The organism is Janthinobacterium sp. 75 (assembly GCF_004365495.1).
Classification (GTDB): domain Bacteria; phylum Pseudomonadota; class Gammaproteobacteria; order Burkholderiales; family Burkholderiaceae_D; genus Janthinobacterium.
Window position 1 is genome coordinate 4490862 of record NZ_SORD01000001.1, and the last position, 13596, is coordinate 4504457.

Annotated in this window: 14 protein-coding genes; 5 read left to right on the forward strand and 9 right to left on the reverse strand. The window is 62.0% G+C overall.

Annotated features, from left to right (window positions below):
• Nucleotides 1-66: 66 nt before the first annotated feature.
• A complete protein-coding gene (locus C8C89_RS20425) occupies nt 67-1167 on the forward strand; it encodes a glycosyltransferase family 9 protein (protein ID WP_133992200.1) in 1101 nt (366 codons plus the stop codon).
• Here the strand turns inward: C8C89_RS20425 and C8C89_RS20430 are convergent.
• The 3 genes from C8C89_RS20430 to C8C89_RS20440 form a co-directional block, all read right to left on the reverse strand.
• On the reverse strand, nt 1152-3317 hold the full coding sequence (locus C8C89_RS20430) for an EAL domain-containing protein (protein WP_166674809.1): 2166 nt from the start codon (nt 3315-3317) through the stop codon (nt 1152-1154). The genes C8C89_RS20425 and C8C89_RS20430 overlap by 16 nt on opposite strands.
• 120 nt (nt 3318-3437) lie before the next feature.
• Nucleotides 3438-4034 carry a DUF5672 family protein gene (locus C8C89_RS20435; protein WP_133992202.1) on the reverse strand — a complete coding sequence of 199 codons (597 nt, stop codon included), beginning with the start codon at nt 4032-4034 and terminating at the stop codon, nt 3438-3440.
• Between the two features lie 140 nt (nt 4035-4174).
• On the reverse strand, nt 4175-4618 hold the full coding sequence (locus C8C89_RS20440) for a hypothetical protein (RefSeq protein WP_133992204.1): 444 nt from the start codon (nt 4616-4618) through the stop codon (nt 4175-4177).
• 182 nt (nt 4619-4800) lie between these two features.
• On the opposite strand from C8C89_RS20440, the gene C8C89_RS20445 reads away from it, so the two are divergent.
• Nucleotides 4801-5280 carry a PACE efflux transporter gene (locus tag C8C89_RS20445; protein WP_101480800.1) on the forward strand — a complete coding sequence of 160 codons (480 nt, stop codon included), beginning with the start codon at nt 4801-4803 and terminating at the stop codon, nt 5278-5280.
• Here C8C89_RS20445 and C8C89_RS20450 read toward each other — a convergent pair.
• From C8C89_RS20450 to C8C89_RS20460, 3 genes are all read right to left on the reverse strand, one after another.
• A complete protein-coding gene (locus C8C89_RS20450) occupies nt 5244-6137 on the reverse strand; it encodes a LysR family transcriptional regulator (protein ID WP_133992206.1) in 894 nt (297 codons plus the stop codon). The genes C8C89_RS20445 and C8C89_RS20450 overlap by 37 nt on opposite strands.
• A gap of 229 nt (nt 6138-6366) precedes the next feature.
• Nucleotides 6367-7083, reverse strand: coding sequence for a DUF882 domain-containing protein (locus C8C89_RS20455; protein ID WP_101480798.1), 717 nt, complete (start codon nt 7081-7083; stop codon nt 6367-6369).
• 132 nt (nt 7084-7215) lie between these two features.
• On the reverse strand, nt 7216-8052 hold the full coding sequence (locus C8C89_RS20460; protein ID WP_133992208.1) for an EAL domain-containing protein: 837 nt from the start codon (nt 8050-8052) through the stop codon (nt 7216-7218).
• Between the two features lie 234 nt (nt 8053-8286).
• Between C8C89_RS20460 and C8C89_RS20465 the strand changes: the two genes are divergently transcribed.
• Nucleotides 8287-9099, forward strand: coding sequence for a class II glutamine amidotransferase (locus tag C8C89_RS20465; RefSeq protein WP_133992210.1), 813 nt, complete (start codon nt 8287-8289; stop codon nt 9097-9099).
• Nucleotides 9100-9164: 65 nt separating this feature from the next.
• On the opposite strand, the gene C8C89_RS20470 is transcribed toward C8C89_RS20465, so the two are convergent.
• On the reverse strand, nt 9165-9695 hold the full coding sequence (locus tag C8C89_RS20470; RefSeq protein WP_133992212.1) for a GNAT family N-acetyltransferase: 531 nt from the start codon (nt 9693-9695) through the stop codon (nt 9165-9167).
• A gap of 302 nt (nt 9696-9997) precedes the next feature.
• On the opposite strand from C8C89_RS20470, the gene C8C89_RS20475 reads away from it, so the two are divergent.
• Both C8C89_RS20475 and C8C89_RS20480 read left to right on the forward strand, forming a co-directional pair.
• On the forward strand, nt 9998-11053 hold the full coding sequence (locus C8C89_RS20475; protein WP_101480794.1) for a sulfate ABC transporter substrate-binding protein: 1056 nt from the start codon (nt 9998-10000) through the stop codon (nt 11051-11053).
• A gap of 162 nt (nt 11054-11215) precedes the next feature.
• On the forward strand, nt 11216-11434 hold the full coding sequence (locus tag C8C89_RS20480; protein ID WP_034757699.1) for a TOBE domain-containing protein: 219 nt from the start codon (nt 11216-11218) through the stop codon (nt 11432-11434).
• Between the two features lie 58 nt (nt 11435-11492).
• On the opposite strand, the gene C8C89_RS20485 is transcribed toward C8C89_RS20480, so the two are convergent.
• Nucleotides 11493-12242 carry a LytTR family DNA-binding domain-containing protein gene (locus C8C89_RS20485; protein WP_101480793.1) on the reverse strand — a complete coding sequence of 250 codons (750 nt, stop codon included), beginning with the start codon at nt 12240-12242 and terminating at the stop codon, nt 11493-11495.
• The gene (locus C8C89_RS20490) at nt 12239-13501 is read right to left on the reverse strand and encodes a histidine kinase (protein ID WP_101480792.1); all 1263 of its coding nucleotides are present in this window, start codon (nt 13499-13501) and stop codon (nt 12239-12241) included. The genes C8C89_RS20485 and C8C89_RS20490 overlap by 4 nt, the downstream gene beginning before the upstream one ends.
• Nucleotides 13502-13596 lie beyond the last annotated feature (95 nt).

Genomic DNA, 13596 nt, shown 5'->3' on the forward strand with positions numbered 1-13596 from the left:
ATGCTGGTGTCGCTTGCTTATTAGCCAATACGCCAGCGCATCCTGCCATCCATTTCCGGAGTTCCCTTGATAAAAACCGCCGCCCGGCTGATCAGTTACGCCCTGCTGGGCAAATCCGACAAGCAGCCACTCGATATCGCCAAGGTGCGCAAGGTATTGATTTTGCGCAACGACAAGATCGGCGACATGATCGTGACCTCCGCACTGCTGCGCGAGCTGAAAAAGAACTATCCGCACTGGCAGATCGACGTGGCAGCCAGCAGCGCCAACCGCGACATCATCGCCGACAATCCGCATGTGAGCGACATCCTCATTTGGGACAAGCAGCCGCTGCTGCGCGATTTGCGCACCACCATCGCCGAGCTGCGCCGACGCCGCTACGACGTCATCTTCAACCCCTACAACCGTTTTTCGATTCCCTTGCTGCTGCGCATCAAATGGCTGGGCGCGCGCTATTTGACGGGCTTTGCCATTCCAAAATATGGCACCTCGACGGAAAATCTGGGCATGTTCGACCATACGGTGCCCTGCGACCGCAGCCGCCACATTCTGCACAGCTTTTTTGCCACGTTCGGGCAATTTGACCTGCGCGACATCGACATGCGCTATGAACTGTTCGGTGTCGATGCGCACGCGGCACAGGTCGACGCCGCCTGCGACACCCTGCTGCGTAGCTATGAAGGCTTGTTCTGCCTCAACTTCCAGGGCAGCAATGCGCAACGCACGGTCAGCCTGGCTGACGCCCAGCGCTGCTGCGCCACCCTGGCGGCACGCTATCCGCGCCATGCGCTGCTGGTGATCGCCGCGCCGGGCACCGAGGCGCGCGCCGCCGAAATCGTGGACGGTGCCGGCCATGCCAACGTGATGGCCGCACCACCCACCGGCCACATCCTCGAACTGGCGGCCCTGATCCGCCGCTGCGAACTGGTGCTGTCACCCGACACCTCGGTGATCCACATCGCCTCGGCGTATGACAAGAAAATCGTCGGCTACTACATCCGCACCGATAACTACCGCTGGTTTTACCCGGCCAGCCGCCACTACCGTGTCATCCTGGCGCCTGGCCTGACCTTGGCCAAGGTCAGCGACGCCGACACCCTGGCCGCCGTGGAACAGCTGATGGAGGGCGAAGGGCAGGCGCAGGAAACCGTTCAGCCAGCCGCCTGAGCCGCCAGCAGGCGGTCCATTTGCCCTGCCGGTAGCGCGCGGGAGAAGAAATACCCCTGCGCATAATCGCAGCCGGCAGCGCGCAACAGATCGCGCTGCGACGCCGTTTCCACCCCTTCGGCCACGACTTTCAGTCCCAGCCGCTGCGCCAGCGTAATGATCGATTCGCACAAGCCCAGCCCGGCATCGTCGCGTTCCAGTTCGCCGACCAGGGAACGGTCGATCTTGAGAAAGTCGATATCGGCTGTTTTCAGGCACGCGAGCGACACTTGCCCGCTGCCGAAATCGTCGAGCGCCAGCGCCAGGCCCATGGCGCGAAACTGGCGCAGCCGGTCGGTCACCTGGCATGCCTTGTCGAGCAGCACCGCTTCTGTTGTTTCGATAACGATGGCGCCCGACGCCAGGCCCTGCCGCGTCAGGTGCCCGCCCCAGTCCTGGTACAGCGCACCGTCGCAGCGAAATTCCACGGCCGACTTGTTGATACTGATCTGGAGCGCGGCACCATGCTCGTCTTGCCACTGCCGTGCCTGGCGCACGACCTGGCGAAACACCCACTCGCCGATATCGATGATCAGGCCGTTCGTCTCGGCAAAAGCGATGAAGTCGGCGGGCAGCAACAGGCCGCGCAGCGGATGGCGCCAGCGCAGCAGCGCCTCGGCCCGCTCGATGGCGCCATCGCGCAGGCGGATGATGGGCTGGTAATGCACTTCAAATTGCTCATGCGTCAGGGCCAGGCGCATCTCGCGCACCGTATGGCGGCGCACTTCGGCCGCCTGCTGCAACGCCGGCGTGAAATAGCTGTAGCCGTTGCGCCCCCCGTTCTTGGCAGCATACATGGCCTGGTCGGCATGCCGCAGCAAGCTGTCCGGCGTATCGCCGTCAGCTGGATACAGCGCCACGCCCACGCTGGCCGACACTTGCACCGTATCGCCGTCAAGCACGAAAGGCTGGGTCAGCCCGGCCGTCAGTTCCTGCAGCACACGCTCGATGCCACCCAACTGCCCCACGCCGGCCAGGATGACGGTGAACTCGTCGCCGCCCAGACGCGCTACCGAATCGGTGGCGCGCACGCGTTCGCTGATGCGCCGCGCCGCCTGGCGCAGCAGCATGTCGCCCTTCTCGTGGCCCAGACGGTCATTCACCTGCTTGAAATGGTCCAGGTCGATGAACAGCAGGGCCAGGCAAGTGCCTTCGCGCCTGGCGTGGTGCGCCTCGTGCTGCAGCCGGTCGAGAAACATGTGGCGGTTCGGCAAGCCCGTCAGCTCATCGAAATTGGCTTGCCGCCAGATGCGCTCGGATGCTGCGCGCTGCGCCGTGATGTCGCTGACCAGCGCCAGCGCACCCAGATAGGTGCCGCCGGAGTCGAAGATGGGATTGGTGGCCAGGGTGGCCCACAGGGTGCTGCCATCACGCCGCAGGAACTTGAATTCGTGGCGTTCGGCAATGCCAACCTGGCGCCGCGCAATATTGCGCTCCAGGATGGCGCGTCCCTCGTCATCCATGAAGGCCACCAGCGGTTGGCCCAGCATATCCTCGATCTGGCAGCCAAGCATGTGCGCCATCTTCGGATTGACAAAGCTGGTCAGCGCCTGCGCATCGATTTCCCAAATCCCCTCCTCGGCACTGTGCACGATGCGCCGGAAGCGTTCTTCGCTGCGTTCAAGCGCCGCCAGTTTGCCCTCGGCCTGCTCCAGCACCAGGCGCAAGGCCTGGCCGTTCGGGTCGGCGCTGCCTAGCAGGCAGACGGGCAAGCCGGCCTCGCGCGCGCCGGGACGGGACTGCACCTGCAGCTGGATACGCTCGGGCTCGCTGCTATTGAGCACGCGCTGCACGAAGCGCTCGTAATCGTGACGAAACGCCTCGTGCACATAGGAGCGGAACAGCACGTGGCCGGGCCGTTCCCGGGGCAGGCCGAACAGCTCGGCCGCCACCAGGTTGACTTGCAGGATCACGCCATCGAGTCCCAGCACGAAATGGGCGACGGGCGCCAGCAGGTATAAATCGTTGAAATAGGCTTGCTCGCGTTCAGCCTCCACCCGTTCCGGGCTGAAGACGCCATCATCAAGCAGGGGCGCGGCATGCAGCGGCATGCCGTCGTGGCAGCGTGGAGAGAAATCCGGAACAGGTACCGCTTGCGGTGGCGTATCCATGGCTGTCCTTTGCACTGCCGCCCTGGCAAAAAGGTGGGTGCAGTACCGAGACTAGCATGTGCAAAGCGCAGTGTCGAGCAAAGCACGCAGGTAGGCCAATTTCACCACAAGCACGGGCCGTCAAGCCCCCTGCGCCGGCAGCACCGCGGTGCGCGAGCGGCCACGCGTAAGCGCATGCCAGCTGGCGCGTAGTGCAAGCAGGCAGGCATCGGCAAAGCGCACGCCAAAATCCTCGCGCAACTGGTCGCCATGCAACTCGCAGATCGCATAGTCCTCGGGATGGACTTGTGTGATGGCCAGCTGTGGCAAGACTTCGTACAGGCGCCGCGATCGCAGCGAAAAACCGCCATTGCCGACGGCCACGGGGCGATGCGACCACGGTGCGCCTATGTAATCACAGTCCAGGAAAGCGCTTTGCCATTGACGCGCATCCACGATGAAACTGTCCCACTGCACGATGAGCACATGCGTGCCCTTGAAATGGTCGCCCAGCTCATGCACCACGAATGCCGAATACGCCTCCACGCTCTCGATGGGGGCGATCAGCACCTGGCGCATATGCGGGGGCAAGTCATGCAGGCGGGAAGTGAAGAGCAGGCATTCCTTGAAATCGGCGCCGGCCAGGCAGCGCTCGATGGCAAAGCTGGCCAGCTCGGGATAACGCGTTTCCACGCACACCAGACTGATGTTGTGGAGGTCCAGCTTGTCATTATGCATCGCGGACTTTTCATCGGAGTGTACGGCGGAAGGCATGCCAGGCGCGGGCATGCCATATTTTTGCAACGCACGCGTCCTGCAGCGCAAACCGGAGCCATACAAGAGGCATGGCCGCCCCTCCCCACCGCCGTGCGAACGGTTCAGCGGCCCATGCTGCGCCGGCGCAAGCCAAAGTCATGGCCCACCACCAGCAAGGTGCTGGCCACCAGGCTGGACAGGCCCACGATCAGCTGGATCAGCTTGTCGTCAGGCAAGATCCACAGCGACGAGTCCGGCGCCTCGCAGCCCGTCGCCGCGCTGATCAGGGGAGAGACCCAGGCCGCGTCCGGCGTCACGTCCAGCACGACGGCGCCGTCGGCGCTGGTCTGCATATAGATATCGCCCCCTTCAGCCAGGGTAAAGCAGATGCCCACGCCCGTTTCCGTGGCACGGATATTGTCCTGCATGCTGCGGTTATGCTCCTCGATCCACACTTCCACGTCGTACGGCGTTTCCAGGTGCTCCCAGGGACAGGGGCGAAAACGGGGACGTTCGTCCGGGCTGGCGGGGGTGTCGGGGATGTTGCTGTCTGCTACGCCTTGCATGCTCGTTGACCTTTTCTGCGGTGATGCGGCGGGACCGGTTGCCCGCCTGGCGCCATTATCCACCGTTCACGGCCAGCATGGTGTTGCTGGCGCACATTCATCAGATAAACTGATAGCTATCAACTTTTAACATCAGCATACCTGACTTAAAATACGCGCCATCTCTTCTTTACAGGCTTTACATGCAAGGCATCAAACGCAAAATCGTCTACGTCACCGCCTTTGAAATCATCGGCATGGCCATTTCCACGGCTTGGCTGACCCTGCTTTCGGGCGAATCGCCCACCAGCACGGGCCCGCTGGCGATCATGATCACCACCATTGCCGTGATCTGGAACCTGCTCTACAACACGGCTTTCGAATACTGGGAAATCCGCCAAGTGTCACGCACGCGCACCGTCTGGCGCCGCATCCTGCACGCGATCGGCTTTCAGATCACGCTGGTGATCTACCTGATCCCGCTGATCGCCTGGTGGCTGAACATCAGCCTGTGGCAAGCCTTCGTGCTGGACTTCGCCCTGATGCTGATTATCCCGTGCTACAGCTTCATCTTCAACTATTTCTTCGATGGCCTGTTCGGCGTGCCCCTGTCGGCGCAGCAGCCGAAGGAAGAAGCGACCGGACTTCAGGGTGCCACTGCCGGCACTTCGGTCAGCAACTGAAGAAAGGACCGCGCCGCCATACCCAGCGGCCGGTCCTTCATCCACACCAGGTGGATGGGCACGACCAGGCCATTGCCCGTATTCTTGAACGCCACGCGGCGCACCCGCCCAGCCGCCAGCGAGTGGGCAATGGCCGAGGCGGCAAAGTTACCCCACCCCAGTCCCGCCTCCACCATCGCCAGCGCCATCGGCAAACTGTCGGTGCGCCAATAAGACAGTCCGACGACGGGGCGCGCATCGGCCAGGTCCAGTTCGCGGCTGGCCACGATGATCTGCCGCAAATTCACCAATTCCTCGATATACAGGGGCCGGCCCGCCGCGCTGGGCGGATGCTGGGTGGAAATAATTGCAAGCAAGGAATCACTACCCACCAACTGGAACTGTTCCTCGTGATTGATGCGCCCTCCAGCGAAGGCCATGCAGGCGCTGATGCGGCCGCGGTGCAGCATGTCAAGCACATCGTCCTGCGGCGCCGTCAGCACCTCGATGTCGAGCAGCGGATGGCGCTGCGACAGCGCGCGCACGGCGGCCAGGAAAGGTGCATGGTCGAGCTCGGCCGCGATGCCCAGCGAAATGCGGCTTTCCAGTCCCTGCGACAATTCCTGTACGTGCAGGTGCAACTGCTTCAACTGCTCGGCGATCAGGCGCGCGTGGGGCATCAGCGCCATCGCAGCCGGCGTGGGCACGGCTTCGCGCGCGCCGCGGTCAAACAGGGCGATGCCCAGTTCCGCCTCGATGTTGGCAATGGCCATGCTGACAGCCGATGGCGCCCGGCGCAAGGCGCGCGCGGCGGCCGAGAACGAACCGCCGTCGACGACGGCCAGAAACAGTTCGATGTTATGGCTGGACAGTTTCATGGGAAGCTGAAGTGGGAATTCACCGGGAACGCCCCAGGAATTTTGAGGACATGGCGGCGCACCGGACACGATAGCGTGCCCGAACCGCCATATCACGATGACTGATCAAACAAACGCCTGACAAAACCGTCGCGAGCGGCAGTGAATTATGGCCGAGACGCGCAGCCGTACCAAGGTACGGCGAGCATCACAGGCCGCAAAGCGCGCCGCGCGAGGTTTAGTCAGGTGTTTAACCTTTCCAGGTGCGCTGCAAGCCAGTATCGGCATGAATCCAGCCGCCACGGGGGCCGGAGCGGTAATAAAAGCCCACGCCACCCTGTTTGAAACTGCGCACCAGGGAACCGAGCACTTCCGCGTTCAGGTTGGCGACGCGGATGTCTGCGGCGCGGCCCGAGATGTGCAGCGACTGGCGCGCGGCCGGCACGCCTGCTTCGCGCAGCCGGCTGTTCGACTCGGCCGTGCGGTAGCCCGACAGGATCTCCAGCGGCTGCTCGATACCGTAGCGGGCCACGAACGCTTGCGTGCCCCACAGGGTTTCCAGCAGTTTCGGGTCGATGGGCGCCGTCTTCTTGCCGTTCACGTCGCGTAGCAAATGGCACAGTTCCTGGTAGGCCGAATCGATGACTTCACCATCTTTCCAGTACAGCAGCCTGGCCTTCTCATTGCTGGCAGGACGCACCACTTCCAGGGTGCGGGGCTTGAGCCAGAATTCCAGATCCAGCGCCTGCGCATCGAATATATCGGGAGGCGGTTCCATCTCCGTGATGGCCTGGCGCGACTGCGAAGTGATCGAACGGTCGACGCTGGCCAATTGCGTCGGCTGGGGTGGCACGCCCGTGCGCGGTGCGCGCGGCTTGGCGCTGGCAGAAGCCGAGGCGGGAGCGGCCGTGCGCGAGGCGCAGCCGATGAGAGGAGTGGCGACCAGGCCCAGCGCGGCCAAGCCCATACCGTGGTGTAAAAAATTTCTGCGCGATGCCATAGTCAGTCCAATTTAACGATGGGAATACTATAGCGTATTGTGCCGCGAAGAAAAACCCTCAATGCCTATCGTGTCGCCCTCATTTCAGCATCTGGCACCCTACGCGGCGACTGCGGTGGCCGCGACGTCCTGCTTTGCCTGCGCCAGTGCCGTCAGCGGTTTGTCCAGCAAATAGCCCTGCGCCACGATGGGCAAGCCCGTGATGGCGGCGACGCGCTGCAGCGAAGCCAGCGCCGCTGGCGTGTCGAGGCGTTTGAAGATGACGCGAATTTTCGCCGCATGGCACAGGGCGACGAAGCTGGCAACGGCCTGCTCGTCGCTGAGGTTGCCCGCGTCAAGCTTGAACGCATGCGGGTGCAAGCGCTCCAGCATGCCGCTTGCCTCGTGCACGCTGGCCACGTTGATGGCCAGGCGGAACCCGTTGCGCCGGTAATTGTCGGCCACGTAGTTGAGCAGCCAGCCCTGGTTCGGTGTCACTGCGGGCAATTGCAGCACGATGCGCTCGATGGGCAAGCCCAGCGCGTCGAGGATGCGCTGGAAGGCATGGCCATGATTGCTGCTGACGGCACTCAGCAGGCGGTCGTGCACGTTCAGGTACAAGTCTGACTGCTCTGCTTCGCTCTGGCGGAAAAAGTTAATCGCATGCAACATGCGGCACAGGCGGTCCAACTCCACGGATTCGTCGTCGCTGGCCGCATGGTCGAGCAAACGCCACAGCGACAAGCCCTCGTCCGCCTTCGACACGCTGCGCGCCAGTCCCTCGAACGCCACCAGCTTGCCGCTGCCCAGTTCGCGCAGCGGCTGGAAAGCGCTGGTCATGGTGCAATTGAAAAAGCGCCCCAGCGCCCTGCCCTCCCCGTCAAGCCAGACACTGGTGCCGGCCTGGGTTTGATGCGACAAGCGGGCCAGGTAATTTTGCAGGACGGGAAATGGCATGGATGCTCCTTCATCGGGCTGCGCCGGCATCCCTCGTGGGGAAGGCGGCGCCAAAGTGTGCAGAGTAAGGCAGCGCCAGGCAAAGGAGAACGAATGGTTTCGCCCTTTGATATGCGGCCAGCAAATAAGAACACCGCAATGGACAGCGCATAACGATAGTCGGAAACATTCCTTCCCGCCACAGACGCCCGCCTTTACTGTGGGCATGTACCAAGACCATCAGGAAGGGCCGCCATGTGCCAGTTACTCGCAATGAACAGCAGCAAGCCGGCCGCGCTGGGATTTTCCTTTGCCGGTTTTGCCGAGCGGGGAGGACGCACGGACGAGCACCGCGACGGCTGGGGCATCGCCTATCATTCCAGTAGCGGCTGCACCTTGCTGACGGATCACCTGGCCGCCGTCGATTCGCCGCTGGCTGCCGCCGTGCAGCAGCATCCCGTGAAGGCGAAAAACATCGTCGCGCACATCCGCAAGGCCACGCAGGGCCGCATCGCACCGGAAAACACCCATCCGTTCGCCCGCGAACTGTGGGGCAAGACCTGGTCCTTCGCCCACAATGGCGACTTGAAAACGTGGCGCCCGCCTGCCAATGCCTACTACCGTGCCAGCGGCGACACGGACAGCGAACAAGCCTTTTGCCACCTGCTGGCCCGCTTGCGCACGCAGTTTCCCCTGGGCGTACCGACGCGCGCCGCCCTGCGCGCGGCTATCGCCGAGGTCGCCACGGACATCGCCGTGCACGGCAGTTTCAACTTCATCCTGTCGGACGGCGACCTGCTGTTTGCCCACTGCTCCACGCATTTGCACTATGTGATACGCGAATACCCATTTTCCGTAGCGCAACTGATCGACTGCGAGCGCAGCATCGACTTTCGCCAGCACAACCACCTGGACGACCGCATCGCCGTGATCGCCACGCATCCCCTGACGCAAAACGAAGACTGGCTGGCGTTCGCGCCCGGCGAACTGAAAATGTTTGCCGGCGGCACCTTGCTGCCGGCAAACGATAGCGCGCAACAAGGCGTGTATATCCAGATCAGTTACTGAAGGGAAATATTCAAAGAGGGGGAAGGCCCGCCGCCGGATGGGCGGGCTGAGGCGCCAACGGTAAGTCAGGCCGAATTGCAGTTGCAAAAGCGCTTGCGCTTGGGGTCACCGCTGGAGAGGCCTGCGGGGTCAATCTGTTTCCAGCAAAAAATCGTTTCCACGCCATACGGCGAACGCACATTGCCCGCCTCGATATATCCCTGCTTGACGAAAAAGGCCTGGCTGCTGGCCGTGCTGTGCAATTGCAGGGCCTTGATGCCCCACTCGCGCGCCTGCGCTTCCAGCTGTTCCACTAGCGCCTTGCCCGCGCCCCGGCCTTGCGCCTCGGGCAGCAGGTAGCACAGGGCCAGCTTGCCGGCGCGCGTCAGCAAACCGACGCCGACGACGGCGCCATGCTCGATTGCGACCAGCGAAAAATTGGTAGGCGACGCAAACCAGCACGCCACCATCTGCGGTGTTTTATTGCCCAGCCAAGCTTCCAGGATGACCGGATCGTCCCGATGATCGAGGCTGCAGCATTCGACGATGGAGCGTCGTAATACGTTGCACGCCTCGAAAGCGTCGGTCGATGTTGCAATACGAATTTCAAGACTCATGTACGCTCACAAAATATTCCAGTTGCCGATGCAGACGGTTTTGCCCCTGTATCGCGCCGTTCGACTATACACCAAGCGGCGCGATCGGGTTTTTTCGCGCCACGCCACGGGACGGATTTGCCTATGACGGACCTCTTGCAGGCTAAGCCTTGACTGTCGTCTTGCCCACGAATCATTTCAAAAATCGATATCTGTTTTTCAGCGCAAACGGGAATCGGATCTAAGCATATTACGAAAAATTCGTTTCTTTTCCGGCCGGAATTTTAGACTATGACTGTCTATTCTCACAATAAGAGTTCAACATGACCCATTCCAACGCCGTATCGACTGCCGCAGCGACACTCACCCAACGCTCGCGCCGCTGGTTCCTGGCCAGCGCCCTGGCAGCTTCCGCTGCCGCCATGAGCCTGCCGATGGCCGCCAGCGCCGCCGAACCCGTGGTCTTGCTGAACGCCTCGTACGACGTGATGCGCGAACTGTTCAAGGATGTGAATCCTGCATTTATTGCTGATTGGAAAGCCAAAACGGGCGAAACCATCACCATCAAGCAGTCGCACGGCGGCTCGAGCAAGCAGGCGCGCTCCGTTGCCGATGGCCTGGAAGCGTCCGTCGTGACCATGAACCAGGCGAATGACATCGATATCCTCGTCGACCGTGGCCTGGTGGTGGCCGACTGGGCCAAGAAGTTTCCGAACAATGCGGCGCCGTTCTATTCCACCATGGTGTATCTGGTGCGCAAAGGCAACCCGAAACACATCAAGGATTGGGACGACCTGGCCAAGCCCGGCATCAAGGTCATCGTGCCGAACCCGAAAACCTCGGGCAACGGCCGCTACACCTATCTGGCAGCCTGGGGCTATGCCGTGAAAAAAGGTGGCAGCGAAGCGCAGGCGCGCGAGCTGGTGACCAAGCTGTTCAAGAACGTGCCCGTGCTCGACGGCGGCGGCCGCGGCGCCACCACCACCTTCACGCAGCGTGAAATCGGCGACGTGCTGGTGACGTTTGAAAACGAAGTACAACTGGTGCGCGCCGAATTCGGCGACAACTTCGAAGTGGTCTATCCGAGCATCTCCATCCTGGCCGAGTCGCCAGTGGCCGTCGTCGACAAGGTGGTCGACCGCCGTGGCATCCGCAAGGAAGCCACGGCCTACCTGCAATACCTGTACTCGGAACCGGGCCAGGAACTGGTCGCCAAGCACTACCTGCGTCCCCGTTCGGCAGCCGTCGCGAAGAAATATGCGGCCAGCTTCAAGCCGATCTCCCTGTTTACCATCGATGACGTCTTTGGCGGCTGGAAACAAGCGCAAAAGAAACATTTTGACGATGGCGGCGAATTCGACAAGATTTATCAGAAGTAAGCTTGCGCTGTATCAACAAAAACCGGGACTTGTCCCGGTTTTTTCATGTCCGCCCGGTTTGCGCATATCGATATGCGCATCGATTCGTGGTCAAAAGCGTGCGCGCGCCGTACTCTGGCCATGTCGCGCCGCACGGCGTATTACGGGCACAGAGGAAAAATCATGGCTATCTCGGAAGTGAATGTACGCAACCAGTTTCGCGGCAAGATCAAGGAAATCATCTTTGGCCCCGTGGTCTCGGAAGTGGACGTGGAAACGCCGCACGGCATCGTCACTTCGGTGATCACCTCGCGCTCGATCAAGGACCTGGACCTGAAAGTGGGCAGCGAAGTCATCGCCCTGGTGAAATCGACGGAAGTGTCGATCGCCAAGATCCAGTAAGCACAGCAGCGCCGCTGATCGCCCCGCCCCGCCAAGTGCGGGGCGTTTGCATTACAGGCTAATCGCGAAACAAATACGTGAATGTGCGGCTGACGGGCAACTTTTCCGTGCTGCCGCGCACCAGTACCTGCATGCGCTCGGCGTCGATACGTTCGGCCGCCTCGATGGCTTTCACGTTGACCATGGTGCCGCGGTGGATTTGCCAGAACTGGTCGGGATCAAGACCGCCCAGCAAATCCTTCAGCGGCGTGCGCACGAGCGCTTCCGAGCCGGCCAGCACCACGCGCGTGTACTTGGTGTCGGCCTGAAAAAACAGCACGTCGTCGATGTCGATCAAACGGATCTGCTTGCCCACGCTGGCCTTGATCCATTTCAACTTGTCGCGCGGAGCGGCCGGCAACGCCGCGCGCAGCGACTGCAATAAATTGGCCATGTCGGCCGGCTGGGCCCCGAGCTTGTCGCGCAAACGCGCCAGCGCCCGCTGCAGTCGCCCAGCCTGCACGGGTTTCAACAGGTAGTCGACGGCGCCCGCGTCGAACGCATCAACGGCGTACTGGTCATAGGCCGTGACAAACACCACGTGGGCGCGCTTGCCGATGCGCTCGGCCACTTCCAGGCCCGACAGGCCAGGCATGCGGATATCGAGAAAGACCACGTCCGGCTCGTGCTCGAGGAAGCCGTCCCAGGCATCGTTGCCGTTTTCCGCCGCCAGTACGATGCGCGCCTCGGGCCAGGCCAGCGCCAGCATCGTTTGCAGGCGCTCGCGCATCAAAGGTTCGTCTTCGGCGATCAGGATGGTGGTGTTCATGCGGCGGCTTCTTTCAGGCTGGATGCAATTTTGATGGACAGCAATATTTCAGCGATCACGCCGCCCTCTTCGCCGTCGCGCACGATCAGGCTGGCGGACGGATCGGACAGCAACAGCCGGCTGCGCACGTTTTCCAGGCCCAGACCACTTTCCTGCGCGCTCTCCGCGCCGCTTTCTGGCAAACCCATGCCCGTATCCTGCACGCGCAGGCGCAGCATGCCATCCACCAGCAGCGCCGACAGGCGGATCTCGCCGCCGCGCAAGGAGGGTTCAATACCGTGCTTGATGGCATTTTCCGCCAATGTCAGCAAGATCATGCTGGGTATCGTCGCGTGCGCAAACTCGGCCGGCAAATCCAGTGTGTAGCGCAGGCGGGCGCCCATGCGCGCCTGCATCACACGCAAATACGCCGCCACCATGTCGAATTCGCTATGCAGCGGCACTTGCTCGCTGCGCATCTCCGCCAGGCTGGCGCGCAAAAATGCGATCAGGTCGGCTGTCAACGCTGCGGCCTTGCCGGCGCCTTGCTCACCCTGCTCGGCCAGCTGCTGCACCGCACCCAGGGTATTGAACAGGAAATGCGGTTCGATCTGGGCACGCAACAGCCGCAGCTGCGACTCGCTCAGTTCGCGCGCCAGGCGGTCGCGCTCGGCACCTTGCTGCAGTTGCAGAGTCAGTGCTTCGTACTGGCGGTTGCGCCACATGGCGACTATTCCCAGCGGCACGAAGTAAAGCAGGCTCACCACCAGCAGGGCGATACCCAGGTTGCGCGCGAGCTTCTCCGGCGAGAGCAGCATGGGCCGGTCGCTGAAGATGGTCGCCGCGCCCATACCGACAGCCAGGCCGCCCATGCACGCAAGCAAAATGCGCAGCAAGGGCTTGAATGACCTGTTTGCCACCAGCATGCGGTAGTTGAACCAGACGCCCATCAGGCCACAAGCGAGCGAAAAGCCGATCAGGTTGCTCAACACCAGCGATACAAGCCAGCTCAGCTTTTCCGGCCACAGCAGTTGCTGCAGCACGCCTACCGCAGTGAAGGGAATGAGCAGCTTGGCGGCCGCCTTGTAGAAGCGGGCGCCGCGGTATTTCAACAGGAACTCACGGAATTGCTGACGTTCTATCCATGACATGGTGGCCAGTCGCTCGCCGATATAGCGCCGGTAGCCGGCCGGCAAGGTAGCAGCGGCGTCGGGCGATTCCAGCACCAGGATGGCGTCGTCGTCCATTTGCTGGTGCAATTGCTTGATTTTTCCCCACATATTGCGTTCTCCTCGATAAGTTCAACATGCATGAACGCAGTTTGGGGGCGGGATGGGCAGGCGCACAGGGGGAAATGACCAGGCACGATTTTGCG